The organism is Paenibacillus sp. FSL R10-2736, assembly GCF_038000245.1.
Classification (GTDB): Bacteria; Bacillota; Bacilli; order Paenibacillales; family Paenibacillaceae; genus Paenibacillus_AQ; species Paenibacillus_AQ phytohabitans.
On sequence record NZ_JBBOBN010000002.1, the window covers coordinates 1,094,464 to 1,120,774 of the forward strand.

General features: G+C 51.9%; 21 protein-coding genes. 14 read left to right on the forward strand and 7 right to left on the reverse strand.

Going from position 1 to position 26,311, the window contains the following annotated elements:
* Window positions 1-8 precede the first annotated feature (8 nt).
* From NSQ73_RS32855 to NSQ73_RS32865, 3 genes are all read left to right on the forward strand, one after another.
* The gene (locus NSQ73_RS32855; protein ID WP_039309808.1) at window positions 9-1,304 is read left to right on the forward strand and encodes an aspartate aminotransferase family protein; all 1,296 of its coding nucleotides are present in this window, start codon (window positions 9-11) and stop codon (window positions 1,302-1,304) included.
* A gap of 18 nt (window positions 1,305-1,322) precedes the next feature.
* Window positions 1,323-2,207 carry a UbiA-like polyprenyltransferase gene (locus tag NSQ73_RS32860; protein WP_042133181.1) on the forward strand — a complete coding sequence of 295 codons (885 nt, stop codon included), beginning with the start codon at window positions 1,323-1,325 and terminating at the stop codon, window positions 2,205-2,207.
* A gap of 834 nt (window positions 2,208-3,041) precedes the next feature.
* Window positions 3,042-4,172, forward strand: coding sequence for an IS4 family transposase (locus tag NSQ73_RS32865; protein WP_340986060.1), 1,131 nt, complete (start codon window positions 3,042-3,044; stop codon window positions 4,170-4,172).
* A 270-nt stretch (window positions 4,173-4,442) separates the two neighbouring features.
* On the opposite strand, the gene NSQ73_RS32870 is transcribed toward NSQ73_RS32865, so the two are convergent.
* The 4 genes from NSQ73_RS32870 to NSQ73_RS32885 form a co-directional block, all read right to left on the reverse strand.
* Window positions 4,443-5,423 carry a polyprenyl synthetase family protein gene (locus NSQ73_RS32870; protein ID WP_340990376.1) on the reverse strand — a complete coding sequence of 327 codons (981 nt, stop codon included), beginning with the start codon at window positions 5,421-5,423 and terminating at the stop codon, window positions 4,443-4,445.
* Between the two features lie 18 nt (window positions 5,424-5,441).
* Complete coding sequence (locus NSQ73_RS32875; protein ID WP_039309806.1) at window positions 5,442-5,891, reverse strand: hypothetical protein; 450 nt, start codon at window positions 5,889-5,891, stop codon at window positions 5,442-5,444.
* Window positions 5,892-6,129: 238 nt separating this feature from the next.
* Window positions 6,130-8,007 (reverse strand): FAD-dependent oxidoreductase, encoded by a 1,878-nt coding sequence (locus NSQ73_RS32880; protein ID WP_336103529.1) that lies wholly within the window; start codon window positions 8,005-8,007, stop codon window positions 6,130-6,132.
* A gap of 49 nt (window positions 8,008-8,056) precedes the next feature.
* On the reverse strand, window positions 8,057-9,001 hold the full coding sequence (locus NSQ73_RS32885; RefSeq protein ID WP_340990378.1) for an FMN-binding protein: 945 nt from the start codon (window positions 8,999-9,001) through the stop codon (window positions 8,057-8,059).
* A gap of 482 nt (window positions 9,002-9,483) precedes the next feature.
* Between NSQ73_RS32885 and NSQ73_RS32890 the strand changes: the two genes are divergently transcribed.
* The 8 genes from NSQ73_RS32890 (at window position 9,484) to NSQ73_RS32925 (ending at window position 15,886) form a co-directional block, all read left to right on the forward strand.
* Complete coding sequence (locus tag NSQ73_RS32890) at window positions 9,484-9,687, forward strand: CsbD family protein (RefSeq protein WP_042133189.1); 204 nt, start codon at window positions 9,484-9,486, stop codon at window positions 9,685-9,687.
* Between the two features lie 55 nt (window positions 9,688-9,742).
* The gene (locus tag NSQ73_RS32895; RefSeq protein WP_340990379.1) at window positions 9,743-10,015 is read left to right on the forward strand and encodes a hypothetical protein; all 273 of its coding nucleotides are present in this window, start codon (window positions 9,743-9,745) and stop codon (window positions 10,013-10,015) included.
* 159 nt (window positions 10,016-10,174) lie between these two features.
* The gene (locus tag NSQ73_RS32900) at window positions 10,175-11,572 is read left to right on the forward strand and encodes an ATP-binding protein (protein ID WP_340990380.1); all 1,398 of its coding nucleotides are present in this window, start codon (window positions 10,175-10,177) and stop codon (window positions 11,570-11,572) included.
* 117 nt (window positions 11,573-11,689) lie between these two features.
* Window positions 11,690-12,964 carry an MFS transporter gene (locus tag NSQ73_RS32905; RefSeq protein ID WP_445669712.1) on the forward strand — a complete coding sequence of 425 codons (1,275 nt, stop codon included), beginning with the start codon at window positions 11,690-11,692 and terminating at the stop codon, window positions 12,962-12,964.
* Window positions 12,965-12,994: 30 nt separating this feature from the next.
* Window positions 12,995-13,657, forward strand: a complete 663-nt coding sequence (locus NSQ73_RS32910) for an NAD(P)H-binding protein (RefSeq protein ID WP_340990381.1) — start codon at window positions 12,995-12,997, stop codon at window positions 13,655-13,657.
* Window positions 13,658-13,765: 108 nt separating this feature from the next.
* Window positions 13,766-14,146, forward strand: coding sequence for a RidA family protein (locus NSQ73_RS32915; RefSeq protein ID WP_171720237.1), 381 nt, complete (start codon window positions 13,766-13,768; stop codon window positions 14,144-14,146).
* Window positions 14,147-14,307: 161 nt separating this feature from the next.
* A complete protein-coding gene (locus NSQ73_RS32920; RefSeq protein ID WP_340990384.1) occupies window positions 14,308-14,883 on the forward strand; it encodes a TetR/AcrR family transcriptional regulator in 576 nt (191 codons plus the stop codon).
* Window positions 14,884-15,076: 193 nt separating this feature from the next.
* The gene (locus NSQ73_RS32925) at window positions 15,077-15,886 is read left to right on the forward strand and encodes an alpha/beta hydrolase (RefSeq protein ID WP_171720235.1); all 810 of its coding nucleotides are present in this window, start codon (window positions 15,077-15,079) and stop codon (window positions 15,884-15,886) included.
* A 90-nt stretch (window positions 15,887-15,976) separates the two neighbouring features.
* On the opposite strand, the gene NSQ73_RS32930 is transcribed toward NSQ73_RS32925, so the two are convergent.
* Window positions 15,977-16,741: a tryptophan-rich sensory protein gene (locus NSQ73_RS32930; protein WP_340990387.1), complete on the reverse strand. Its 765-nt coding sequence runs from the start codon at window positions 16,739-16,741 to the stop codon at window positions 15,977-15,979.
* 226 nt (window positions 16,742-16,967) lie between these two features.
* Here NSQ73_RS32930 and NSQ73_RS32935 point away from each other — a divergent pair, with 226 nt between their 5' ends.
* From NSQ73_RS32935 to NSQ73_RS32945, 3 genes are all read left to right on the forward strand, one after another.
* A complete protein-coding gene (locus NSQ73_RS32935; RefSeq protein WP_340990388.1) occupies window positions 16,968-19,415 on the forward strand; it encodes a glycoside hydrolase family 31 protein in 2,448 nt (815 codons plus the stop codon).
* Between the two features lie 1,369 nt (window positions 19,416-20,784).
* Entirely contained in the window at window positions 20,785-23,874 is a 3,090-nt protein-coding gene (locus NSQ73_RS32940; RefSeq protein ID WP_340990389.1) for a DEAD/DEAH box helicase, read from the forward strand.
* Window positions 23,875-23,908: 34 nt separating this feature from the next.
* Window positions 23,909-24,697, forward strand: coding sequence for a hypothetical protein (locus tag NSQ73_RS32945; protein WP_340990390.1), 789 nt, complete (start codon window positions 23,909-23,911; stop codon window positions 24,695-24,697).
* A gap of 75 nt (window positions 24,698-24,772) precedes the next feature.
* Here NSQ73_RS32945 and NSQ73_RS32950 read toward each other — a convergent pair whose 3' ends face one another.
* Both NSQ73_RS32950 and NSQ73_RS32955 read right to left on the reverse strand, forming a co-directional pair.
* Window positions 24,773-25,444, reverse strand: a complete 672-nt coding sequence (locus NSQ73_RS32950) for a GTP pyrophosphokinase (RefSeq protein WP_042140699.1) — start codon at window positions 25,442-25,444, stop codon at window positions 24,773-24,775.
* A 304-nt stretch (window positions 25,445-25,748) separates the two neighbouring features.
* Complete coding sequence (locus tag NSQ73_RS32955; protein WP_039309768.1) at window positions 25,749-26,123, reverse strand: hypothetical protein; 375 nt, start codon at window positions 26,121-26,123, stop codon at window positions 25,749-25,751.
* Window positions 26,124-26,311: the final 188 nt, after the last annotated feature.

Here is a 26,311-nt window from a genome sequence, read left to right on the forward strand (position 1 = left end):
GAACCTTCATGGAACAGAGCAACATCATTGGAAGAGATGCGGTAGCCGCCAAAAGAAAGCAGTATTTCTACCCGTGCACCGCACATTTTTACCGGGATGCACCGCAACTGGTACGCGGAAGCATGCAGTACGTGTACGATGAGAACGGCAAAGAATATACGGATTTCTTCGCCGGGGTGTCGGTTGTCGCCTGCGGCCACTGCAATCCGGCGATTACCTCCCGCACGATAGCGCAGCTGCAGCAGCTGCAGCATACCTCGACCGTCTATCTGACCCAGCCGAATGTAGATCTGGCCGAGCGTCTGGAGGGTCTGCTGCCGGGCGCGTTGCGCCGGACCTTCTTCGTTAACAGCGGCTCGGAAGCGAATGAAGGGGCACTCCTGCTGGCACGGATGCATACCGGACGCAAAGGGTTCATTGCCCTGGAAGCCGGCCTGCATGGCCGGACCAATCTTACAATGAGTGTGACCGGCCTGCAAATGTGGCGGACAGACGCTTACCTGGATGAAGATGTGACGTTCATTGAGCGTCCGTATCATCCGGAGATGACGCTGGAAGAAGCTGCTGCGCGGTCGATTCAGAGCCTGAAGCGTGTACTCGCCGAGAAAGGGGATACTATCGCCGCCATGATCGTTGAACCGATTCAGGGGAACGGCGGCATGATTATGCCAGCCCTGTCTTATTTCCGTGAGGTGAAGGCGCTGCTGGAGCAGTACGGCGTCCTGCTGATCGACGATGAGATTCAGACCGGCTATGGCCGTACGGGAGCTATGTTTGCGATGGAGCATTTCGGCGTAGTACCGGACATCATCAGCATGGCTAAGGCACTGGGCAACGGAGTGCCTGTCGCCGCATTTTCGACTACAGATGAGATTGCCGCATCGCTGAACAAGCCTTCGGCCTCAACGTTCGGGGGCAACCCTGTATCCGCGGCTACGGCGCTGGCTGTGCTGGATTATATCCAGAGTGAACGCCTGCCGGAACGTGCGGCTGAGCTGGGCGGACGTTTGAAGGAAGGCCTGCTCCGGCTTCAGGAGCGTTATCCTGCGCTGATCACCGATGTGCGGGGGACTGGATTCATGCTGGGGGCCGAGCTTGCCGGCTCCGACGCTGAGGGGGCGGCTGAGCGGACAGACCATGTCCTTGAAGAGATGAAGGACCGCGGCTATCTGATCGGCAAAAACGGCATAGGCCGCAATGTTCTCGCCTTCCAGCCGCCGCTGGTCGTCACCGCAGAGAATATTGATGCTATGCTTGCTGCCTTGGATGAAGTGCTGTCCTTGGTCAAGCAAGCGATTCATTGAAGAAAGAGGCACAACATTATGGTTATCATTAATGCTTTTAAGCATACGGCACTTAAATTGAAAATGTTCAGCGAGCTGGTTATGTTCTCCCATACGCTCTTCTCCCTGCCTTTTGCCATCATCTCGATGGTATGGGCGGCGGGAGGCTGGCCTTCCGGCCATATGATGCTGTGGGGGCTGATCGCTCTGATCGGCGCGCGTAACGGGGCCAATGCGTTCAACCGCCTGGTGGACCGTACCTTTGACGGCAATAATCCGCGTACCGCACACCGGCATCTGCCGCAGCGTCTGATCGCTGAGAAGGAAGTCATCCTGTTCATCATCATCAACTATGCCCTGTTTATTGTCGCATCCGGGATGCTGAATCTGCTCTGCCTGCTGCTGTCTCCGGTGGCCATCGTGCTGATCTCGAGCTATTCGTACACGAAGCGTTTTACCTTCCTGAGCCATCTGTATCTGGGCTTCGTGATTGCCTCGGCGCCGATCGGTGCCTGGTTTGCTGTAACTGGGAATATTGCCTTCACTCCATTCGTTATCGGAACGGTGGTCATGCTCTGGATAGCCGGCTTTGACATCATCTACGGGACCCAGGACATCGATTTCGACCGGAAAAATGGCTTATGGTCCATTCCGAGCTTCTTCGGACTGGAGAACGCGCTGCGGATCTCCAAGGGTCTGCATTTCATTATGATTATGCTGCTGCTGTTCCTGTATCTCTGGCGTGATCTCGGCTGGATGTATCTGGTCGGCATCGGGATTGCTACACTGCTGCTCATGACAGAGCATAAGATCATCAAGCCTTCGAACCGCAAAATGATGAAGGTGGCTTCTTATAATTTGAACCAGGTGATCAGTATGGTGATATTGCTGTGTACGTTGATTGATTATTTTTACGTTAATTAGTTTGCGGGGGGGCGCGGTAGGCGCTGGCGAGAGTGAGGTTGGGATGCTGCACTGCGCGGAATATTTGGACTTACGATCGCTGTTAACTTCGGATTCCCTGATTTGAACCGCTGTTTGCGGTAGGAATCCGAAGTTAAAGGCGAACGCTGACGCTTCTCCAGTTCCAAAATTCCTCTCCGTTCCGTCCTAACCTCTCCCCAGGCAAGATTAACTTCAAAAAGACAACAAGCCTACCCAGCGGGGCGGGCGGCAAAGAGCGCGACAAGCTTAGGCTTCGCGCTTTTCTTTTTGCCTCCGTGAGACAACCCCCAAGAGACAACCGCAAGAGACAACCGCAAGAGACAACCGCAAGAGACAACCCCCAAGGGACAACCCACAAGGATAAACCCCCGAGAGAAAACACACAAGGACAACCCCCAAGAGACAACCCCCAAGAGCAAACCTAAAAAGCAAACCTAAAAGCAAAACCACTAAGCTAAACACGCTCACGTTCGCGTTGCTGCGTTCGCTTGTTTAGCAACATCATACAGGTAGAATTAATGCCCAGCTTAACTATTTCTGCTGCGCACCGTACAGTATAATCCATCAAAAAAACACGAATGAATCCTACCCTACTGGGTTCTTGTATAGTTTAGGTCTCTATAAAGCACCTGAGTAACTCTGAAAGGGCATAATGTTGTACGTATTACAACTCTGATTCATTAATAGTAGGGTGTTCGAACGGATTGTTGTATGAAATATAGGCGTGTTGATTTCCCAAAAAAAGGGACGAAAAAGGCCGCCATTTCGGGTAATGGTAAGTACGACCAAACCAAACCGAAATGAGGCGACCTCATGAATAAATATACCCCATTTTTAGCCGTTTTCAAACAAGTATTAACACCGGAAGAAGTCCAAATGGTGACTGGACAAACCAAGGACTACGTAGATAGTGGAACCAAAATGACCGTCGGGTTGCTACTCGATTACTTTGTCCAAGCCTGCTACCACAAATGGGACGGCTTCCGGCAAAGTGCCCGCTTAGGCCCAAACTTTGACTTGCCTGAGATTCATTACTCCACCCTTTCCGGCAAGGCCGGTGAAGTCCCTTACGAAATCTTCAAACGTATCTTTCAACTGCTCGTCAAGAAATGTAACCGACAAACCCGGCGGCATCTGAATCTTCCTAAAGATCTTCTGCTGATTGACTCGACGACGGTCACGGCGGCGAATTCCCGAATGCCTTGGGCCTCGTACAAAAAATTTAGAGGGGGCATTAAGCTGCATGTCGCTCTTTCGCAAGGTCAGCGTTTACCCGTGAACGTGGAGGAATCGATTGCGAAGCGCAATGACGCTCCGTTTGGAGAAGTTTTGGCAGATACGGACTACATTTTGGTACAGGATCGGGCGTATGGAAAAATTAGCAGATTGGATCAATATGTGCTCCAGGGCCAGTCGTTTGTGATTCGACTCAAAGACAATCTCCATTTGGTGAAGCCGAGAAACCTCCAGCGACCCGCAGAGGGAGAAACGAAAATTGTTCGTGATATGACTTGTTATATCGGTCAAGGGAAGTGCCAATCCGCTCAGCGCCACCGGGTCGTAGAATTTGAAAATGACCGGGGGGAAGTCGTACGGGTCGTGACCGATTTGAGAAAAGAGTCCGCTCATGTAATCGCCGAAATCTACAAGGCACGCTGGGAAATTGAAGTCTTTTTCCGCTGGATTAAACAGCATCTGAACGTGCCATGTCTATTTGGAACCACCGAAAATGCAGTATACAGCCAATTGTTTGTGGCCCTTGCTGTCTATGTGCTTCTGAGACGCGTTTATGATGAAATCCACTCCAACGTGCCTGCCTTTGCTCAACTGACCCTTTGGGAATTTATGCAGCATTGGCGTATATTTAGTCTTCCGCTGGAGTGGCAGGTTCAACTGAGTCTACTCAGGAACAAGAGCATTTTGGGAATTATATTCATTCCATAATATGGGGAATCAACACGCCTGTATGAAATACAACAATTGTTCCGTTAAACGGCTCGGAAGAGGAGAAATGTTGCCTTTTGTACAACAATTTTGGATTTGAGTCAGGTTTATGAGGGAAATGTTGTATTCTGTGCAGGATTTTCATAAAAATCGCTGGGATATAGGCGGGGGTTCGCATAAAGCAAAAAAAACGAGCCCCAAAGGACTCGTTTACTTAGAAATTGATATGGCGTGCAGTTGCTAACTGGCTGCACAGACAATAGCTCCGGCTCACCGGTCACGTCCGGCGAAATATTGCAGCAGGATCTCCAGATCGGCATGCGCCGGGAAGCTGGAGAGCTGCTGCACGATCGCTGCAGCCTGGGACAGGTAGTCCTGGCTGACAGCTTCTGTGCGGGCCAGAGCGTCGCTGGCTGTAATCAGCTCTAAGACATGCGCAACCTCTTCGGAAGAAGAAGAGGGGCCAATCCGGCGGATCACAGGGGCAAGCTCAGGGTCCTGCAGGGCGAAAAGTACAGGCAAGGTAACCTGGCCATGGCGCAGGTCGCTGCCTGCGGGCTTGCCGAGCACATCCGCCGACTGAGTGAAGTCGAGGATGTCATCCTGAATCTGGAATGACATGCCGAGCGATTCGCCGAAATTATAGAGAAGATCGGCGACTTCTTCGGTGCTTTCTGTGGATAGTGCACCTACCCGCAGGCAGGTAGCCATCAGCAGCGCTGTTTTGTTACGGGACTTGTCCAGGTATTGCTCAAGTGTCAGGTTGTAATCAAAGGCATGCTCCATTTGCTGGTATTCCCCCAGACATAACTGGGCAGTGGCCACAGAAGACAGATCGTGAACGTAACGGTTCTTATCACCTGAATACTTGCTTAGCAGCTCGATGACGCGGGCGGACATATAATTGCCGATATGCACAGCGGATAGGATGCCGGTCTTGGTATGCAGCGCAGGCTCGCCCCGCCGCAGTTCGGCATCGTCAATAATATCATCATGAATCAATGAGGCGGCGTGGATGAATTCAGCGGCTGCGGATAATTGCAGGGTTCTGCGTCCGGCCGGCTTGCGTCCGAACCGGCTGCCGACTATGACCATCAGCGGGCGTAGCCGTTTGCCGCCGGAGCCGGTCAGTTCAAGAATACTCTGCGCCAGCAGCGACTTTTTGGGAACATCCTTATCGCGGGTCACCAAATTCTTAATTTCACGGTTAATTTCATTGAGATCAATATGCAAGGCTTCGTGCAGCTTCATCTTTTGTGTTCCCACCTGTCAAATGGCTTTGCTTGTGCGGCTTCGCTGTCTGCGCTCCTGAATGAGGAATTCATCAAACCCCTGGGCCGGATCCTGTTCCGTGAAATCTCCATTTGACCGTCCAATTTGCATTTTTTTGATTGAGGGAGCCAAATATGCAACCAGATCCAGCTCTCGGCATTTCACTGCAAACTGCAGGTAAAAGCTGTATAGGTAATCTCCATCCAAAATGCTGCGGGTCAGGTCAGGATGATGTGGGACACATTCCATATGGCGCTGTGCAGCCACGGTAAGAATGGTATAAATACCTAGCAAATGGACTTTGCGGTCATATTCCAGATCATGGCGTTCCAGTACCGAGAGCAATTGCTCGCATTCTGCCGGAGAGAGATACAACTGAATTCCGGCGATCGGGGACATTTCAGCCTGAAGCATCCGGAATGTATCTTCAATGAGTTTTTTATTCACAAGATTCTCTCCTTCTTGTCGGTTTTGCCGGAAGAAACCACAGCCCTGATTATCCCTACAAAACCATTCTGTACATCTTTATGCAGATATGTGCTTTCCCCTTGTTAAACAAGGAGAGTAATGTGTCCTAGGGACACATTACTCTTAAGAACATCATATTCAGCTTGCAGCAGCGCAGCATGTGCGTACGCCGCTACTGTATTTAAGTTATACACTTACTAAGAAGTTACCCGTATGGTCAGTCGGTAAACAGATACCAGCGCCGGACGAGTGGAATCCTCTTCCACTGCTTCTTGAGCCAAGGAAGAACATAGTAATCCAGACCGAACACGCTGCCGGATCCGCCGATGCAGGCAATAGCCGCCGCAACGTACCAGAGCATTTCTGTAGCTGCCATCTTGGTGGTCCAGATCATGACCGCCATACCTATAGTAGCCAAGGAAGAAATAGCCGTGAACAAACCAACGATAAGCATAACACCGAAGAGGATTTCGGCACAAACCATACCGATTTGGAACCATTTAGCCAGGAAGGTGTAAGAACCGTCCGGGTTGTAGAACATAAGATCCATGAACCAGTTAGAAATATCATAGATGAAACCTGGAACCGGCAAAGCCGATACTGCTTCTTTGGCAGTGGATACTGCGGAAGCTGCAGATTGGGCATCTACGGTGTCTTTAACGGCATCCACAGCCACGCTGGCTGCAGAAGTAGCATCTGCATAAGGAGCTGCAGGAATCAGGAAGATCTTATTGGGATCAACCCAGATTTTTCTGATCTTCTCTATACCTTCATATAGCCACATACCACCCAAAAGCATACGGAGCGGAACGAGCCAGAAGTTCGGCGAGCGCTTGGAGAAGTATCCGCCGACAAAGCTCTTGCGGTTCTCAACATGGAAGAACTCGTGCATCATGTAAGTCCATACTTTGTTGAAGCCTACAACCTGGGACAGGTAGAACATATTGATGAAATGTTTGGACAGCATAGCCATGAAGCCGGTCAGCATGAAGAATTTGCCCGGAAGACCAACGTTCGCTACACCGTAGCGGCTGCCGATCGAAACCATGGTGCCATGGAATCCTGGTTTGTAAGCTTTTTTAGGCGTGCCCTTGATATCGGCAGTAATATTGCCCGCGATAACAGGTGCAGCTTGTTCAGCATTCTCAACCATTTGTGGAACTGGACGTTCTTCGCCTTCAGGGATGAAGAAGATGTTATCCCCTACAACGTATACGTTCTTATGATCAACACTTTCAAGGTGTTCATTCGTAACAATACGTTTGCGGCCTTGCTGCTGAACATCAAGACTGCCAACGATTTCGGAGCCTTCAACACCGGCAGTCCAGACGATGGTCTGAGCATCCACGATGTTTTTCTCGCCGAGGGCTACAGAACCTGTGCCTACCTCGGTGATTTTGGCGCCGGTAACAATTTCTACATTCATCTTACGCAGGCGGGCTTCGGCTTTCTGAATCAGCTTCTCTGGAAGGATAGGCAGAATCTTCGGAGCCATATCAGCTACAATCAATCTTACTTCAGAAGGATCAATGAAGAATTCCTTACACAGTTCTTCACGTTGCTCAGCCATTTCACCAACCAGCTCGACACCAGTGAAGCCGGCACCGATGATTACGAAGGTCAGCATGGAACGGCGTACTGCCGCATTCTTTTCCTTCGCAGCTTTGGTGTACATGTCGCGGATTTGACGCTTCAGGGCAACTGCATCGTCATAAGACCAGAAGGAGAAGGTATTCTCTTCAGCTCCGGGAATTCCGAAGAAGGTTGGTTTGCTTCCTGTGCCGATTACCAGGTAATCATAAGCATAGGTAGCTTTGTCGGACTTCAGCTTCTTGTTCTTGAAATCAATGTTGCTGATTTCGTCGAGAACAACATCCACTTTCAGGCCGGCAAAGATTTTCTTCAAGTCAATTTTGATCGAATCCTCAGGTGCGCGATTCGCAGAAACCTCATGCAGCTCAGTCAAGAGAGTGTGGTATGGATTTCGGTCGATCAGTTTGATTTCTACATCTTTGTCGTTCTTAAATTTCTTTGCCAGTTTCTTAGCCGTGAGTACGCCGCCGTAGCCGCCGCCCAAAATGACTATTTTCTTCAAGAGAAACTCACCTCATTCGTCTGATTAGCTGCAAAAGGATAGCGAATAATTATTTCGCGCCTTCAAGTGCTTTTTGTGCCAGTGTGAAATATTCGCCAACGTGGATAGATACGCCGGAAATTGCATCTGTTTTGCCTTCAGCATCCAGGGTAGGAGCTGCGCCTTTATTTTCAAGGAAGTATTTCTCAGCAAGAGCGATTTCTTCGTGCCATTCAGCAGAAGCGCCGCCAGCTTTCATTCCATACTTACCGTCTACAGAATATTGTTTCTTATCATCGCCTGCAGCATTCACGCCGCTGAAATTAACAGCTACAACGTTACCGCCGGCAACGGATACAGCTACAGTGGATTTCCAGCCGGATTCAGCATCCATTTCGCCTTCAGCTTTGTAACCGCCGTCTTTGTAAGGACCCACTTGTACTGGACCAGCAGCAAGAGCAGCTTGAGCAGCGCCTACGAAGTCACTAACATGTACAGATACGCCGGATACAGCGTCAGTATGTCCTTCAGCATCGAAAGCGAGTGCTGCCGGATCTTGTTTTTCAATCAGGAAAGCTTCAGCTTTAGCTGCTTGTTCATGCCATTCGGATTGAGCACCGCCAATTTTAACCAAACCGTAGTTGCCGTCTTCAGATACTTTTTTCTTCAGATCGCCGGCTGTTTTGGTATTGAAAGCATTCCAGTCAGCTTTGGTGATTTTGCCGCCTTCTACAGTAAGCAGAACGAAAGTCTGCCAGCCAGTTTCTGCATCAACATCAACTGTTCCGTAGTAGGTGCCGTCTTGGTATTTGCCTGTTTCTGTTCCAGCGTTAGCTGCAGGAGCAGTTGTTGCGTCAGCAGCAGGAGCAGTTGTTGCGTCAGCAGCAGGAGCAGTGGTCGCAGCAGCAGGTGCATTAGTTGCAGCAGCGTTGCCCGCATTGTTGTTGTTACCACAACCCGCGAGTAAAGTGCCAAGTACCAGGGCGCTCGACAAGATTACAGAAGCTTTTTTCATTTTGATATGACCTCCAAGAAAATAGTTTAAAATATATATATTAAAATGTAAAACATTTTAATAGTAATTGGAAGTGATAAAAATCACTTTATAAATGACATTTGTCACTTTGGAATCGGTCTAAGGTCCCTTTTTGTAGCAGGCATACGACATATATCGGCAAGTAATAAGAAAAAATTTAATTATCTCGTTTCTTGTTCGATGGCATTCTAGCACAAGCTGGGAAATACTCATGTGAAAATAATCACTTAAATGATAAATAAATTTACTTCTGAAGTATATCAAATTTTAAAATATATGAACAGCTTTTTAAAAGACTATTATGTGACAAACTATGACTTTATTTGCGGTTTGTGCTGTAGTTCCATTATGGGGGCCTGTCCCGGGGGTTTGGATTCACACAAAGGGCCAACGGGTAATAATTCACTGAGAATTATTAGCTTGTGCCAACAATAACCGACAGCTAAGGAGATGAGCTTGTAATGGATAACAATGTGCTAAAAGGTAAATGGTTGCAGATCAAAGGTGAAGCCAAGAAGCAATGGGGCCAACTGACGGATGATGACCTCGATGTAATAGACGGCGAAAAAGATAAACTGGTAGGTAAGCTTCAGGAGCGTTACGGGCATTCCAAGGATGATGCAGAGGCGGAATACCGCAACTGGGAGCAGTCGATCCGCAGCTAAACGAAGAATATGGCCAGGCCTCAGATCAGATCATCACAAATGCAGGGAGAGGCGGATGTCTATGAATAATTCCCTCGTCGTTACAGGCCGGATTATTGAGATACATGCTGACCGGGTGCTGACACAGCAAGGAGATACCATCAGCACCTCCCCCCCCCGGTACTATATACTGCCGGAAGCAGAGACGTGGACACCGGCCGAAGTTGATCTGGATGAGGCACCTGTTATACAGCTTGGCGGCAATGGCGGAGCTTCCGTACCCAAAAGGCGCTGGAAGGCAATGATGCCCTGGTTCACGCCGCAGAAGAAGAGCGCAAATCGTATCTGATTTGCGCTCTTCTTCTGCGGACAGGCACAAGGGAGACTGCGTTTAAAAAGACTACCTCTTATACATATGCCATAGCACTGTGGCTTCATGATTTCATTCCTCTATGATAGTATAAATAATAATCGCTGTTATATCATTTTTGGCTGCAGGAGTGAGGCTATGGAATATGTAAAAATATTTTTTGTGAATACCGCTTTGCTGATTACATTGTCTTATCTGGCAAACTTAATATACAAACATACGGTGACCTATGCTTCTGAACCTGTGAAAAAAGTAAGCTGGGTCCTGCTCGCGATCTTCGCCGGGTGGGTAAGTACAATTTTCGGATACAGGCTGGACGAGCATGTGATTTTTGACCTGCGGTTTGTGCCGCTTATTATTTCTACACTGGCTTATCCCCAGCCTCTGGTTCTTATCATTATTGGTGTCGGCACCGGGCTTACGCGGTTGACCTTCGGGGTTACCGAAGCAGCTGTGGTAGGCGTGCTGAATTTATCTATCCTCGGCTTTGTCTGCGCCGGCCTGAGCCTCTGGATGCAGCGTTCTTCTGCCTCTGTGATCCAAAAGGGACTGATTGCTGTCCTGGTGGTAAATGTAGTGAATGCGTTGAATATTACGGTATTTGGAGTTATCCCGGCGCAGGAATACATAACGGATATCCTGCCGGTCACGTTCCCGGCAGGCGTTGCTCTCAGTGTGCTGTTTGCGCTGATTATCCGCGACTTCCAGCTGGATCTGATGCGCACCGGACAGATTGTTAGAGCCAATGAGCTTTTGTCAGAGCAGACGGAGGAGCTTCATAAGAATAAAATCGTTCTGGAGGAGAGGGCCAAACAGCTGATGCTTGCCTCGCAGTTCAAGTCGGAGTTCCTGGCCAATATGTCCCATGAGCTGAGAACACCGCTTAACAGTATCATTAACCTGTCCCAGCTAATTGAAGAAAGCGAAGATGAACTGAGTGTGGAAGAGCTGGCAGAATACGGCGGGATCATTCACCGCTCGGGTGAAGACCTTCTCTCGCTTATTAATGATATTCTGGACTTGTCCAAGGTAGAAGCCGGGAAGCTGGATATTATTAATGAAGACTTCAATGTCAGTGAGATCCCTGATCTGCTCCTTCAGCAGTTCAGTGTGGTAGCCAAACAGAAACAGCTGGACTTCGATATTTCACTGGATACAGACATGCCGGGGGTTATCCATACGGATCCCCAGCGGGTGCAGCAAATTCTCCGCAATCTGCTCTCAAATGCCTTCAAATTCACTATGACAGGCGGTGTATCGGTGAATGTCCGCGTAGTGGAACGGCAAGAGGGGCTCTCCTCGCGGAAATGGGTCGCCTTTGAGGTGCAGGATACCGGGATAGGTATTCCGCCGGAGAAGCATGATCTGATCTTCGAGGCATTTGAGCAGGCGGATACAAACATCAGCCGCAAGTACGGCGGAACAGGGCTGGGCTTGTCGATCAGCAATGATCTGGCCAGACTGCTTGGCGGGTTCATTACTTTGCACAGCCGCGAGGGACAGGGAAGCTTATTCTCCCTGTATTTGCCGCTTTAACCCCAGAGAATGGGCAGATTCCGGGCTCCAACTTTATTTGTGATATCGGTGTATTGACAGGAGATTGATGCGGAGTAGAATGAAGCAAAAGCCGCATCAAAGGAGTGTTATCACCCCATGAACATCATGAGAAACCGGCCGTTGCGGAACCGTTCCAAGGAAGTCCGCAAGGCCTCGATACATCGTAAGAATCTGCAGATCGCTACCTTTGAGGGGATACCAGCCACAATATTTCAGGTGCTGCTGCAAGGGCAGTTCCTGACAGGCTTTCTGTTATATTTAGGGGCGAGCTCCAGCCAGATCGGATTCGTTCTGGCGCTTACCACCCTGGTGAATGTGGCACAGATCGGTGTAGCTTTCCTGATCCAGAAGCTGCCGAGCCGTAAATGGGCTATGGTTACTTTTATCGGCCTGCACAGACTGCTCTGGGGATCTACCGGTCTTGTGCCGTTCATTTTTCCGCAAGAGTATTGGGTTACCGCTTTCATAGTTATGTATACAATCGCTTTCATTGCCAATACGGCAGGCGGCGTGCTGTGGAGCTCCGTCATTAGTGACCTGGTTCCAGCGCGGGTCAGAGGCCGGTATTTCGGCATCCGTAATACATTGCTGAATGCGCTTGGAAGCCTGGTGATGTACGGAGGCGGCATTATTCTGGACCGTTATCCGGGCGGACACGGGTTCCTTATCCTGTATATAATCGTGTGGATTTTCTCGCTTACCAATGTTATTGTGTTCTTCTTCTACCCTGATGTTCCGTTCGAGAAATCAGAAGAGACAGAATTTCTGCCAATGTTTAAGAAGCCGCTTCACGATAAGCTGTTTATGAAGTCCACGCTGTTCCTGGCCGCATGGCTGCTGCTGCAGAATTTGACCGTGCCGCTGTATTCCTATGTGATGCTGCAGCTGCTTCATATCAATTATGAGAAGCTGTCGCTGCTGAATGTATCGCAGACAATCTTCATGATGGGCAGCTTCTATGTATGGGGGAATCTGAACGCCAAGTACAGCAACAAACGGCTGCTGCTCTGGACGCTGCCGATTATCGCGGTCTCCTCGCTGATGTGGGGCCTGCTGTCCGTATTGCCGATGCTGCCGGTTCTGTTTGCCGCGCATATTGTATTTGGCATGGGCGTGGGGGGCTTCAACCAGCTGGCCTTCAACTTCATTATCGGCGATACACCGAAGAAGGAACGGCCGATGTATATGGCTATGTATGCGGCACTCACGGGTCTGGCAGCCTTTTTCGGTCCGCTGCTGGGCGGCCGCATCTACGAATGGATTAAGAATTGGCCCGAATGGACGCAGGTGTACGGCATGCAGCTTGTGGTAGGGACGCTGATGATCACTTTGGCGCTGCTGCTGGGCCGGCGTATTTTGCGGGATGAATAGTGAAATGTTCTTAATAAAGGAGGCAGCCGGGTGACAAGAATTGCGTTAGTACTGGGAGCTACGGGGCTGGTGGGCAGTGCCCTGACAGAGGATTTACTGAATGGTGACTGGGATGAGGTCCGCGTGCTCGTCCGCCGGCCGCTGAAGCTGCAGCATGCGAAGCTTCGGCAGATCCAGATCGACTGGGATCAGCTTGGGCAATATAAGGGGCAGTTCGCAGGAGTGTATGCGGTATTCTGCTGTCTGGGAACCACGATTAAGAAGGCGGGTTCACAGGAGCAATTCGAGAAGGTGGATCTGGAGTATCCGCTGGCCGCCGCGGCTATTGCCAAAGCGTCTGGCGTAAAGCAGTTCCTGGCGGTGTCTTCGATAGGCGCGAACGCGAAATCACGCAACTTCTATACCCGTACCAAGGGCCGGGTGGAGGACGGGCTGATTGCGGCCGGATTCCACGGTCTGCATCTGTTCCGGCCGTCCCAGCTGCTCGGCGACCGGGAGGAATTCAGGCTGGGGGAACGTGTGGCTTCCGTGATCATGAAGGGGCTGGATTTCGCTATGGTCGGCAAAGCTGCGAAGTACCGGGCCATCCCCGCTGCCAAGGTGGCGCGGGCGATGAGGAATATTGCCCTTGCCGATACAGGCGGTGTGCATATTTATACCAATGAAGTAATTCATGTGATCGGCAAGCACTAGAACTTCAGAGGGTTTGCAATAAGCAGACCTCAGGACTTACAATGAGACATAAAATGATGTGTACATAACGGCCCGCAGGCCGCGTACAGCAAGCAGGAGGAGCGAGACATGAGTAAAAAGCAGGTAGCAACAAGCAAAGCCCCGGGGGCCATCGGACCGTATAGCCAAGCAATTATTGCCGGCAACTGGGTATACACCTCCGGCCAGCTTGGTATGGACCCGGAAACGGCCGCACTGGCGGACAATGTGCAGGAGCAGGCACGCCAGTCACTTAGCAATGTGAAGGCCATTCTTGAAGAGGCCGGCGCATCTATGGACCATGTAGTCAAAACAACGGTATATCTGAAGGATATGAATGATTTCGCAGCCGTTAATGAAGTATACGCCACTTTCTTTACTGAGCCTTATCCGGCCCGCAGCGCAGTCGAAGTTGCGCGCCTGCCGAAGGATGCACTTGTTGAGATCGAAGCGGTAGCACGCAAGAAATAAGCTTTACTGAAGATAGAACCCGAAATGCTTGGCCGAATCCCATGTACCTCTTTGCAGGTGCGTGGGATTTTTGCTGCGGAATGGTGTGGAATAGAAAAAATTATTGAAGTTGTTGACATTCTACCTACTAGTAGGTATACTCGAATCAAGAGGTGAAGGAAATGAGCAGAGCCGATGAAATCATGGATGTGGCCAACCATTTTATTCTTGAGAGGGGGTACAGTGCGTTCAGCTATGCGGATATTGCCGGGGAGATCGGGATTCAGAAGGCAAGCATCCACTACCACTTTCCTTCCAAGGCTAATCTGGTGCAAAGTGTAGTAGGCCGTTACCGGCAGCAGATTAAATCCAATCTGGCTTTGCTGGACGGGATGGAAGGTGATCCGCAGGAGAAGCTGACACAATATTTGAACTATTGGGAGGACTGCCTGGAGGCACAGGCAACAGATATTTGTCTCTGCGCACTGCTGGCGTCGGAGATTCCGATTCTTCCGGATGAGGTGCGCAGTGAGATCAAGGCGCATTTTGAGGAGCTGACGGACTGGTTCACGAAGCTGCTTAAGGAGAGCAAGGTGCCGCTGCAATATACAACTGCTGATGTATCGGATGAAGAAATGGCTCATGGAATACTGGCAGGTATTCACGGCGGAATGCTAGCTGCACGGACATTTAATGATGTAGGGCAATTCCGGATGATCAAGAGCGGATTGCTGCATCAGATTCACCCGGCAAAGTAAGTCCGGTTAAAGATACCCGTCATATACTTGAAGCGGCAGAGTGACGGGTAAAGCAGAACGAGCTTCATACAAAGATATAAGCCGTAAGGCATAACATGTAGATGGGGAAATCAGATTAAGAAAAGAAAGTGAGATCATATTTTTTTATCTATAACCTACCTACTAGTAGGTAAAAACAAAGGAGATGTTTATAATGACAAAACCAACCATTATTTTTATCCACGGTGCGTTTGTAACCCCTAAGAGCTTTGAAACACTGATGGGCTATTTCAGCAGCCAGGGGTTCCCGGTGCTTGCACCGGCCTGGCCTTATCACGAAACGAAGGCGGCTAAGCTGAAGAGTGATCCTTCCGGTCAATTGGGCGGAGTCGGCCTCGGTGAACTGGTTGAGCACTATGCCCGTATTATCCGCACCCTGCCCCGGAAGCCGGTTATTATCGGTCATTCCTTCGGCGGAGCCCTGACCCAGCTCCTGATGGACCGGAATCTGGGCCTGGCCGGAATTGCCATTGATTCTGCAGGCACCAAAGGAATCGTCGCGGCGGCTTATCCGACAACTACCCGGACCATTGCCCGCATCTTCCTGACCCCCTGGAAGAAAACCTTCCTCATGAACCCGAAGGAATTCAAATACGGCTTCGTTCATAATATGCCTAAAGCTGAACAGGAGCAGGCATACCGGGAGCATGTGGTGCCGGAGACCTCACGGATCTTCTTCCAGGCCGCCGCCGCACCATTCTCTGCCAAGACGCCGGCAGCGGTCAATTACAACAACGGTGACCGCGGGCCGCTGCTCATGATTGCAGGAGAGGTGGACCGGATCATTCCTGCGAAGATGGTGCGCAAAAACTTCGGCTTCTACAATCAGAACTCGGGAGCGGTGACCGAATACAAGGAGTTTGCCGGCCGCAGCCATTGGATCATTGCCGAGCCGGGCTGGGAAGAGGTGGCAGAGTATATGGAGAGCTGGCTGGAACGCCAGCTGCCGTCAGATTTGAGCTGACAAACAAATCCGCAGGTAAGCCGGTAATGATAAAGGCTGCCCCGTCCCTTTGCAGGAGCGGGGCAGCTTTGGGTCTTTTCACCGATATCGTTAATATCTGCTGCGGGTACGCGGCGGGGTGAGCAGCAGCCAGATGCTGTAGAGCAGCAGAAGTCCTGCAGCAATCAGCCCGGTGAAGAAAATATTATCTGTATCCTTCTGTTCGATAGCAATGGCAATGAAGGCCCAGACGAAGACGAGCGGATAAAGGCTGTCCCGGTGAGGGAAGCTTACAATAACAGCCAGCACTGCACCTACACAGAGCATAATTACAGCCCAGAGTGAATCGCTTAGCCCGAAGCCGTCCCAGTTGTTCTTCTCCAGCACGATGCTGACATTAACGATGGTAGCTACAGAGATCCAGCCTAGATAAATGCTGAAGGGCAGTCTAACCAGCCATTTCTCGCCGGAGGTGGGGTCCGGGATGGTGCGGGTACGGCGGTAGATTACGATCAGTGAAACCAGCATTAGCACCATGACAACCAGCGACAGCTCGATGTACAAATAATGCCAGAGGAACAGCCAGCCCATATTAAATATACAGCTGAGCATGAACCAGATGCCTATACGCTGCACGGAATCTCTGCCTCCGGTATCACTGCGGAACTGATAAATAATGAACCCGGCAAGCAGCAGGTAGATCAGAGACCAGATGGAGAATGCGTAGCCGGCCGGTGTAAGGTAAGTATGATATCTGTCTGAAATTTCTCCGGTACTGTTCCCGCCAAGCGGCAGCGTCACCGACAGCGTATTGACGGCAAGCACGCCGAGGTACAGCAGCAGATTCCACCACTTATAAGGGTTGCTTCTTTTCATGTTCTTGTCACTCCCTAAGTTAGGTTATTAGTACGTGCCTATCCTTGGCCTACATTGAATATACCCGCTTTAACATCAATTAAGACTATCTCCGGCAAAAAAATGACCAACAGGTCATGAAATTAACGGATAGCTTTCCGTAAGCTCGGGGTAATATGTAGAGAAGAAGAGCTAATACGGGAACGATTAAGATCAAGCAGGCAATAGCCGAAGGGGGACAAGAGGCATGGAGAGCAGCGAGGCGATACGCCCCGAGAAGATGGGACCACTCGTAATGAAGGAGACCTGGAACACTCCGGGAAGCGTGGTTTCCTGGGAACGGTCGGAGAATGTCTATATCTGCCGCGGGGAATGCGCCGGGGTTGTCTTTATCTTTTTGAGCGATGATATGTTCCGGATGAAAGTCTTCCATGGTGAGGTTCCTGACCTGACCACATCGGAGGCGGTGATGAATGAGAGCTGTATCCCGCATCTGTTTCCTGTGGATGAGACGGAGGAGCAGCTGATCTTCACAACGAGCGCCATCCGGCTGATTATCGAGAAAACATCGTTTCTTCTCCGTGTGGAGAATACCTCGGGCAAGGTGATTATGCAGCAGAATCTGACCAGCTGGAACCCGCGCGGCGCAAGTCATGCGGAGTATGATATGCAGCCGGATTCACATTTTTACGGACTGGGTGAGAAGTCGAGCTTCCTCGATAAACGCGGGGAGCGTTATACGAACTGGAATACCGATGTTTTTGCCCCGCATCTGCCGGAGATTGAGGCACTCTACGAATCTATTCCGCTGCTCATTCACATGCACGGCGATCTCTCCTACGGATTATTTCTGGACAATACGGGCCGGAGTGATTTCGACATGCGTTCGCATGGCGTTGCTTTTACCATTGGCTGTTCTACGGGAGAATACGACATTTATTTCATCAACGGGCCCGAGATGAAGGATGTGGTCAAAAGATACACCTCGCTCACCGGCCGGATTGCGCTTCCTCCCAAATGGGCGATCGGCTACCACCAGTCGCGCTATAGCTATATGAACCAGCAGGAGGTGCTGCAGCTGGCACGTACCTTCCGTGAGAAGGATATTCCGTGCGACGTCATTTATCTGGATATCCATTATATGGATGAGTACCGCGTATTTACCTTTGACCCCGTGAACTTCCCGGATCCGCAGAAAATGATATCGGAGCTCGGGGAGCTGGGTGTGCGGATCGTGCCCATTGTGGATCCCGGAGTCAAAAAAGACCCCAAATACGACGTCTACAAGCAAGGTGTGCTGGAAAAGCATTTCTGCCGCCGTCTGGAGGGCGATATCTTCTTCGGCGAAGTCTGGCCGGGGATCAGCGCATTTCCCGATTTCAGCGACAGCCGGACCGCCGAGTGGTGGGGCGACCTGCACAAGTATTACACGGACCTGGGCATCCAGGGGATCTGGAATGATATGAACGAGCCGGCGGTCTTCAATGAGACCAAGACGATGGATCTCGATGTGATGCATTTCAACAACGGCCGCCCGGTTACCCATGAGGAATACCACAATCTGTACGGGATGATGATGTCCAAAGCCACGTATGAGGGACTGGCCGAGCATATGGGGGGCGAGCGGCCTTTTGTGCTGACCCGGGCCGGTTATGCGGGTATTCAGCGGTATGCAGCCGTATGGACCGGGGATAACCGCAGCTTCTGGGAGCATATGGCGATGGCCATGCCGATGGTACTCAATATGGGACTGTCGGGACTGGCGTTCTCCGGGCCGGATATCGGCGGGTTCGCCCACCATACGTCGGCACAGCTGCTGGTGCGCTGGACGCAAATGGGCGTGTTTTTCCCATACTGCCGCAATCATTCCTCCATCGGAACGCTGCGTCAGGAGCCCTGGTCCTTCGGGGAAGAAGTGGAGGGGATTCTGCGCGAATTCATCGGCCTGAGGTACCGCTGGATGCCGCATTTGTACAATCTGTTTCATGAGGCGGAAATGTGCGGGCTGCCTGTGATCCGTCCGCTTATCCTTGAATATCCGCGTGACCCGCATGTGACCAATCTGTGCGATCAGTTCCTGCTTGGCGAGAATGTGCTGATTGCTCCCGTCTACCGCCCGGATACAGATCACCGCTCGGTCTACCTGCCCGAAGGCTGCTGGATTGACTATTGGGATGGGGAGATTCACGAAGGCGGCCGTCATATTCTTGCTGCTGCACCGCTGCATATTATGCCGATGTATGTGAAGGCGGGCAGCTTCACGGCCGAAGGTCCGCTGAAGCAGTATGCGCTGGAGGACACGGAAGAGACGGTCATCTTCCATCTGTACGGGGCGGAAGCAGCCAAAGGATTCTCGGCGGCCTTCAAGCTGTATGAGGATGACGGGCACAGCTTCGGATACCGTAAAGGGCAATATACGGAGCTTGCTGTGCAGGCTACGGGGACTGAAGGCGGTTTGGTGCTGCAATGGGTATATGGCGTGCATGATTATAAGCCGCGCCGGGAGATGCTGCGGTTTGCGCTCTGTTATCCGTTCTTCACCGTGGCGGCGGTAGACGGACTTGAGGAGATCACCCTGGAACAGCTGGAGGAAGGCAAAGAGGGCTGGGTTTATAACGGCAAGAAGGGTGCGATTATTGTACAGGTAGCGGATGCTGCAGACGGCGGGGAGCTGCGGATTCAGGCGGACAAGTAACCCTTTTAGTCTATAAAGAGCCGGCTTCGCCTCGCATAGAGGGGAGGACGGTTCTTTGTGCTGGCTGGATAAAATCAGTTTTGCCGGGTACAGGTGATGCATAGGACAGGAGTAGTTGGATTTTCTCCACCTGCTGGCAGATGAAGGGCCACCTGATAAACAACAGTTGGAAAAAAAGCACTTAAATTTCTGCATGTGAGCCAAGCCAGAAGTAATGGACGAAATTAAGTAGCGTTTATCCAATTATTTGATGAGAATGGCTTAAAATAGCCGAATTAAGTTACATTATTCCACTTAATATTCTATTGATGTCCTTTGTAAGGACTGAAAATGAGTTTGCACCTTGGCTGTTACCTTTGCGTGTGGGGCTATCGGGCGAAGGATCAAATTTGAACAAGTTGCTGAAACACTGCTTTGAATTGATTGAAAATTTTAATCCTGCACAAAATACAACATTCCTATCATGAAATCTACCGGAATCGGAAATTGTTGTAAGGAATGCAGCATTTTCTCTCATTCAAGCGACGTTCGGAGATAATTCTTGCATTTCATACAACATTCCTTTCGGAAGCCTTCGTATTATGGGATCAAGGTTGTAATACATACAACATTTTGGATTTATTTGATCTGACCACCGCCGATTGAGCGGTTGCGTGTTTACAATTAGTCTTAAATACTTAAATACGGCTATCAGAGTTTAATTGCGGCGTATGGGATGAGGGGAAATGAGGAAGGTGCTAGTGAGTTCCCAAGGGAGCATTGAGTTCCCAAGGTGCCATGGAGTTCTCAAGGTGCTAGTGAGTTCTCAAGGTGCTATTGAGTTCCCAAGGTACTATGAAGTTCCCGATATGCCATTAAGTTTCCTGAATTGCCTGCGAGTCCCGTACAGTGCTGTTGAGGTCCCCGAAAGACATACTGGTTGCACAATAATCCTATTGGCGTTAGGCCGATGCTTGCGGCTGCCAGTTTTGCTGTGCCGATGGTGTGGGATATCTGACAATTGGGTTAATGATTATCGTAGGCGGTATCAAGGGCTTAGTCCAATAGCGAGGCGAGTCAAATGACTTCAAGCAGCTCCGATTGGGTCTGAAAGGCCCCTCCGGGATGCTGACGGAACTGCGGATGGGCAGATTTGCAAAAGAATCTGCAGATTTTCTGCAGAAAACGTGCAGAAAAGTTTTTAAATATAGACTTTTTCGTATAAGATGAAGGGATGAAGAAAAAAGTTGCAGTGATAACCACAATGGGATGGCTGTACAGTTACTGCTGTTAGTACAGCTTCATAATATATTTCTCGCAGAGAAGGAAACAGTCTTCCCGCTGGGACGGACTGGCTCTTTCTGTTTGCTTAAAAGAATGGAGATCATCAATGATTAAGCATCTGTATGCAATATGGTTAGGGGACGTATTATTTTGCTTCTCGGGTGAAACTTCTGAGCCGAAGGTGGACGCGTGGACACGTGTGATTAAACGGCTGGAATTCCGGAGCGGCTGGCGTCCTTTTGCGGGTGCTGCGCTGCGGCTGGCGGAAGTGAAGTATCCTGCCGCCGCCGCCGTGGAAGGGAAGACGGCGCGGCGCGGAATGCCGGGGCGCACCCTCGAAGGGCTGGCCCTGTCGCCCAAGGACGCTTTCGAGCTGCTCCTAGCCTGGGATGAGCAGGCAAGCCGCGCCCAGGGCATAGAGCCGGGCGGAGAACTGCGCTACTGGTCGGCTGCTGCCCGGTTTGCGCTGGAGCTGATGGGCAAGGGTGGGATTGTACCCGGCGCTCAGCCGCCGCGCAAGGTGGGCTCACGCCGCCGCGGAGGCGAGCAGGCGGCAGCAGTATGCTGGTCGCCGGCTTTCCGGGAAGAGGCGGATAAGGAATTCTTCCTGCAGATGGCGGCTTCCATGCCGGTGCTTGCGCTCGGCACTCACGTAGCCGAGGAGGGGGATCTGTCCTCGCGTGAGGAAGCAGGCGGGTACGTGCTCTATTCGTTCCTGCAGGCTGTGATGACAGCGGAGATTAAGAATGTGGTCGCGGCCAACGAGAGTGCGCTGAGTCCATTCAAAGCGAACTACCGCCGCGGCTACTCGCCGCTTACTGAGCTGTGGTGGAACAGTCTGCTGACCGGCAGCCGGGATATCCCTGTTCAGGGGACTCCGGCTGAAGTGACCGAGCTACTGGCTGCCGTGAGTGAGACGGCAGGCAACGAGGTGCCGCATTTCGAGACTGAGGAGGCACGCAGCGGACAGCTCAGCCTGGGCCTGCGGCTGGAGCCGCCTGCGGACGACAGTGAGCTGTGGCGGCTGACGTTCTGGGCGGAGAGCCGGGAGGAAGGTGAATTCTGGATTCCGGCCGAAGCGGTCTGGAGCAGCCGGGAACGGGAATTCACGCTGTGGGGCAAGCGCTACCGCAACATTCAGCAGCAGCTGCTTGCTGCGCTGGGGCGGGCAGCCAAGATCTCGCCGGACATTCAGCGTGCGCTGGCCGAACCGGCGCCGCGCGGAGTGGAGCTGCTTCCGGAGCGGCTGTATTTCTTCCTGAAGGAGAGTGTACAGCAGCTGCGTGAACGGGGAATTACGGTGCAGATGCCTTCACGCTGGAGCCGCGAGGGACGGCGGCGGATCGGGATGAGAATGAAGATGCAGCCGCCGCCGGGCGGAGTGGATGGCCCTGTACAAGCAGCGCTGGGCATGGAGGAGCTGATCTCCTTCCGCATCGAGGCCTCCCTGGGCGATTCGGAGATCAGCGAGGACGAACTGAATGCTCTGGTGGAAGCCGGAGTGCCTTTTGTACGTTTCCGGGGCGAATGGATCGAAGTGGACCCGAAGGAGGTCCGTCAGGTCCTGAGATATATGAAGCGCAACGAGAGCGGAGAGATGACGGCAGCAGACTGGATGCGCCTTGAAGCCGAGGATGGCGAAGAACGGCTATGGAAGGGCATGTCTGTCACGGGCATGGAGACCTCCGGTTTGCTGGCCTCTCTTATGCATGGCGATGTGCTGCGCGGGCTGCCCATGCGTCCGGTGCCGGATGACCTGAACGGTACCCTGCGGCCTTATCAGGAGCGGGGGTATCAATGGCTTACGGCGCTTAGCGGTCTTGGCTTCGGGGTCTGTCTGGCCGATGATATGGGGCTTGGCAAAACCGTGCAGGTGATCACCTGCCTGCTGGACCGTGCCCTGAATGCGCCGCCGGGAGAGAAGCAGGAGCCTGTGCTTATCCTCTGCCCGACCTCACTGCTGGGGAACTGGCAGCGGGAATTGCAGCGGTTTGCACCTTCGCTTAGTGTGCATATCCATCATGGCGGCCGTCGGGTACGCGGAGAAGGCTTCACCGAGCTTGCCGCCAGCCATGAGATTGTACTGACTACGTATCATCTGGCAGGCCGGGACAGTGAGGATCTGGCCGGGGTGCACTGGTCAACCGTTGTGCTGGATGAGGCGCAGTATATTAAGAACCACCGCACCAAACAGGCGCAGAGTGTCATGAAGCTGACCGCACCGCACCGGATTGCGATGACCGGTACCCCGGTAGAGAACCGGCTGGGCGAGCTGTGGTCGATCTTTCATTTCTTGAATCCGGGGTATCTCGGAACCTATCATTCCTTCCGCCAGCGGTATGTATCCGGCGAAGGCGGGGAACGGCTGCGTGAGCTTCACCGACTCGTATCGCCATTCCTGCTGCGGCGCCTGAAGAGTGATCCCGATATTTCGAAGGATCTTCCCGAGAAGATCGAGCTGAAGTCGTATTGTCCGCTAACAGAAACGCAGGCAGCCCTGTATCAGGGCGTTGTGGATGAGATGCTCGGCGTAATCGGTGAGCGGTCGGGCATGGCCCGGCGGGGGCTGGTGCTGTCCTCCCTGACCAAGCTGAAGCAGATCTGTGATCATCCGCAGCTGTTCCGCAAGGATGACGGACGGAGCCTGCGCAGTGAGCCTTCCGGCAAAATGGATGTGATGTTCGAGGTGCTGGACAGCATCTCTGAGCTTGGGGAGTCCGCGCTGATCTTCACGCAGTATGTGGCGATGGGCGAGCTGCTCGTCAGCCGGCTGGCCAGAAGATACGGGCAGACACCGCTCTTCCTGCATGGCGGTATTCCGAAGCGTGAGCGCGACGAGATGGTGCATGCTTTTCAGGAGGGGGAAGGTCCTGCATTCTTCGTCCTGTCCCTCAAAGCCGGGGGCGTAGGCCTCAATCTGACCAGGGCCAACCATGTGCTGCATTATGACCGCTGGTGGAATCCGGCAGTAGAGAACCAGGCTACGGACCGGGCCTTCCGGATCGGGCAGCACAAGAATGTTCAGGTGCATAAGCTGATCTGCCAGGGAACGCTGGAGGAACGGATCGATGAACTGATTGAACGTAAAAAAAGTCTGTCCGAGCAGGTTGTCGGCTCCGGCGAGAATTGGTTGACCGAAATGTCCAACCATGAGCTGAAGGAGCTTATCGAGCTGCAAGGACAGGACTGGATGTAAATGATAGCTGTATTGCAGAAAGAGGGGAACATCCATGAGTGAACTGCTGGAGTTGAAGCTGGAGGTGCTGCCGGGAAAGATCAAAGCCACCGGGAGCCTGGGAACCGCTGCTGCGGAAGGTGTAGGCAGCCGGAGCGGCAAATCCGGCGCAGGTGCAGAGGAACAAGCGCAGCGCGCGGTGTTCACTTTGCACATACCGGAGTGGCCGGCCGCCCGGAAGAACGAAGTGCTGCTACAGCTCTCAGCGCATCCGGGTGAATTGTATGATCTCCTCCAGGGCAGCCTGGAAGGCGGGCTTACTGCCCTGGAGGTGCTGCCTGCTGATGCTGAGCTCGAACAGGCTGCCAATGAACAGGGCACAGGCTTGCTGCCCGCTGGGGAGCTGCTGCTTCGGGTGAAGCAGCAGCTGGCGAAGGAGCCGCTGCTGGCTTTTGCCCTGCGCGGCCTGTCCAAGGAGGAGCTGCTCTCCGGGGTGTTTGCTCTCTGGGCAGAGCAGGAGAATGAGCGGGTTACCGAAGAAGGGACGCCTGCGCCTGTAACGCTTGCGTCCGAGCTGGCCCGGCTGGAACGTAAAGGTCCGGCAGTGTCCTCGGGAGAATGGCTGGCCGAGGCGGCTGCGGAGGGCTCGCTTCATCAGCCGGGGCCGCTGTTTCATGAGATCTCTGCCCGGCCATTTCCGGCTATGCCTGATGTCATTGAACCGGAAGAGGACTGGAGCGCGCTGCTGCCGCAGACGCCCAAGGCCCGGGAAGGACTTGCCCTGCTGATGCGCCGGGTATCGGAAGCCGCCGCCAAACGTGCGGCTGGCTTGAATAAATTGTAAGCGGACAACGCAAATCAAGGCAGTACTTTAACATCCTAGCTGTTAAAGTACTGCCTTGATTGTATACAAATATACTTATACTAAGGGCTCATTACTGCTGCCTTCCGCTTCTGACAGTTCGAGGATCTCCCGGCGCAGGCGGAGCATCTTCTGATCCAGTTCATCAGCGGCACGCGCAGCCTCCTTCAATTCCTCAGCCACATGCGGCGGCAGCTGTTTGTCAAATTTATAGTAGAGAATATGCTCCATGCTGGCCCAGAAATCCATAGCGAGTGTACGGAGCTGAATTTCGGCTTTGACCCAGCGGGTTCCTTCCAGCAGCACAAGGGGAATGGCGACGATAAGATGCAGACTCTGATAACCGTTAGGCTTCGGATGGGCGATGTAATCCTTAATTTCCAGTACACGGATATCCTCGCGCGCGCACAGGTGATCCACCAGCCGGTAAATATCCTTCACAAAAGCACAGACGATCCGCATACCTGCAATATCGTGAATGTGCTGCTCCATATTTTCCAGCGTGAAATCATGGCCTTTGCGTTCCATCTTCTGTACAATGCTCTTCGGTTCCTTAATGCGTGACTTCACATGCTCAATGGGACTGAAGCCGTCGCGTACCTGCCACTCTGTACGGATGACATCAATTTTATTCTCAAGCTCATTCAGAGCATGTCGGTAAAGCGCCGGCAAAGCTTTGAAATTCTCAACCTGCTTGGCAAAATCCTCGTGTACCTGCCACTTCTGCATATCCTTCACATGGACCTGCAACTTGTGTAGTGTAACCTGTGTACTATCGTATTCTTCCACTGAAACTCTCCCGGTATTCGTTATTTGTGACTGTAGACCATGAACGGATGACTACGGCGTTCGCATATAATGCGCTGCAGTTTATGTGATTCTATTTTAACCGAAGTACAGCCCCGGAAGCAAAACAAAGCCGGATGAAGCAGAAGAGAAACATTCTTCCCGCAGCAGCGTATTAGCTCACAATAGGCTTATCTGTCAGACGGGACGGGGCTTTACGTTCCAGATTAGGGCGGCAGAGCCGTTTTTACTTGTTAGTCGGAGAACCGCCGCCGTAACCTTCATCCTGATAGCCGGTATTTCCGAGCCTCTGCAGAACATTCATTTCATCAATGAGCCGGCGCGTTTCGTCTGTGCCGTGGTCATGCAAATACTGGAACAGATGAATAGTGGCATCGTCAAACTGCTCCGCAGCATCATCATGATCGGCTGATTTATAGGGGACAAAAGCACGCCGGAAGGCATAGTCGTCCTCACCGGCCAGACCTTTCAGAAGATCCTGGAGCACGGTAAGCTCTTCATCCGAGAGCAGAACCTCAAATTCGTTCGAGTCGTTACGCACATCCTGAATCAGGCCATGATTCACGGATACGAAATATCGTTTATGGTTATCGTCAGGCAATGTTATCCCTCCATTATTCGATAATGTTCGTCATGTAGTATTTAACACCTGACGACAAATAATGAATCTGTCAGGGACTTTTGGTATGATAGAGTCACGTTTCCACTGCTGTACGGAGCGATAACGATGTATGGGGTTATTTTGCGGCTGCGAATCAGCCTATTCTCACTCTGGAGAAGGAGGAACTA

What these genes read in the sequence shown, in the direction of transcription:
- NSQ73_RS32890 (WP_042133189.1), top strand. Translation starts at nt 9,484, where the DNA reads ATGGATAACAATGTGCTAAAAGGTAAATGGTTGCAGATCAAAGGTGAA.
- NSQ73_RS32905 (WP_445669712.1), top strand. Translation starts at nt 11,690, where the DNA reads ATGAACATCATGAGAAACCGGCCGTTGCGGAACCGTTCCAAGGAAGTC.
- NSQ73_RS32945 (WP_340990390.1), top strand. Translation starts at nt 23,909, where the DNA reads ATGAGTGAACTGCTGGAGTTGAAGCTGGAGGTGCTGCCGGGAAAGATC.
- NSQ73_RS32855 (WP_039309808.1), top strand. Translation starts at nt 9, where the DNA reads ATGGAACAGAGCAACATCATTGGAAGAGATGCGGTAGCCGCCAAAAGA.
- NSQ73_RS32895 (WP_340990379.1), top strand. Translation starts at nt 9,743, where the DNA reads ATGTCTATGAATAATTCCCTCGTCGTTACAGGCCGGATTATTGAGATA.
- NSQ73_RS32935 (WP_340990388.1), top strand. Translation starts at nt 16,968, where the DNA reads ATGGAGAGCAGCGAGGCGATACGCCCCGAGAAGATGGGACCACTCGTA.
- NSQ73_RS32870 (WP_340990376.1), bottom strand. Translation starts at nt 5,423, where the DNA reads ATGAAGCTGCACGAAGCCTTGCATATTGATCTCAATGAAATTAACCGT.
- NSQ73_RS32920 (WP_340990384.1), top strand. Translation starts at nt 14,308, where the DNA reads ATGAGCAGAGCCGATGAAATCATGGATGTGGCCAACCATTTTATTCTT.
- NSQ73_RS32925 (WP_171720235.1), top strand. Translation starts at nt 15,077, where the DNA reads ATGACAAAACCAACCATTATTTTTATCCACGGTGCGTTTGTAACCCCT.
- NSQ73_RS32900 (WP_340990380.1), top strand. Translation starts at nt 10,175, where the DNA reads ATGGAATATGTAAAAATATTTTTTGTGAATACCGCTTTGCTGATTACA.
- NSQ73_RS32950 (WP_042140699.1), bottom strand. Translation starts at nt 25,444, where the DNA reads ATGCAGAAGTGGCAGGTACACGAGGATTTTGCCAAGCAGGTTGAGAAT.
- NSQ73_RS32915 (WP_171720237.1), top strand. Translation starts at nt 13,766, where the DNA reads ATGAGTAAAAAGCAGGTAGCAACAAGCAAAGCCCCGGGGGCCATCGGA.
- NSQ73_RS32940 (WP_340990389.1), top strand. Translation starts at nt 20,785, where the DNA reads ATGATTAAGCATCTGTATGCAATATGGTTAGGGGACGTATTATTTTGC.
- NSQ73_RS32865 (WP_340986060.1), top strand. Translation starts at nt 3,042, where the DNA reads ATGAATAAATATACCCCATTTTTAGCCGTTTTCAAACAAGTATTAACA.
- NSQ73_RS32930 (WP_340990387.1), bottom strand. Translation starts at nt 16,741, where the DNA reads ATGAAAAGAAGCAACCCTTATAAGTGGTGGAATCTGCTGCTGTACCTC.
- NSQ73_RS32885 (WP_340990378.1), bottom strand. Translation starts at nt 9,001, where the DNA reads ATGAAAAAAGCTTCTGTAATCTTGTCGAGCGCCCTGGTACTTGGCACT.
- NSQ73_RS32860 (WP_042133181.1), top strand. Translation starts at nt 1,323, where the DNA reads ATGGTTATCATTAATGCTTTTAAGCATACGGCACTTAAATTGAAAATG.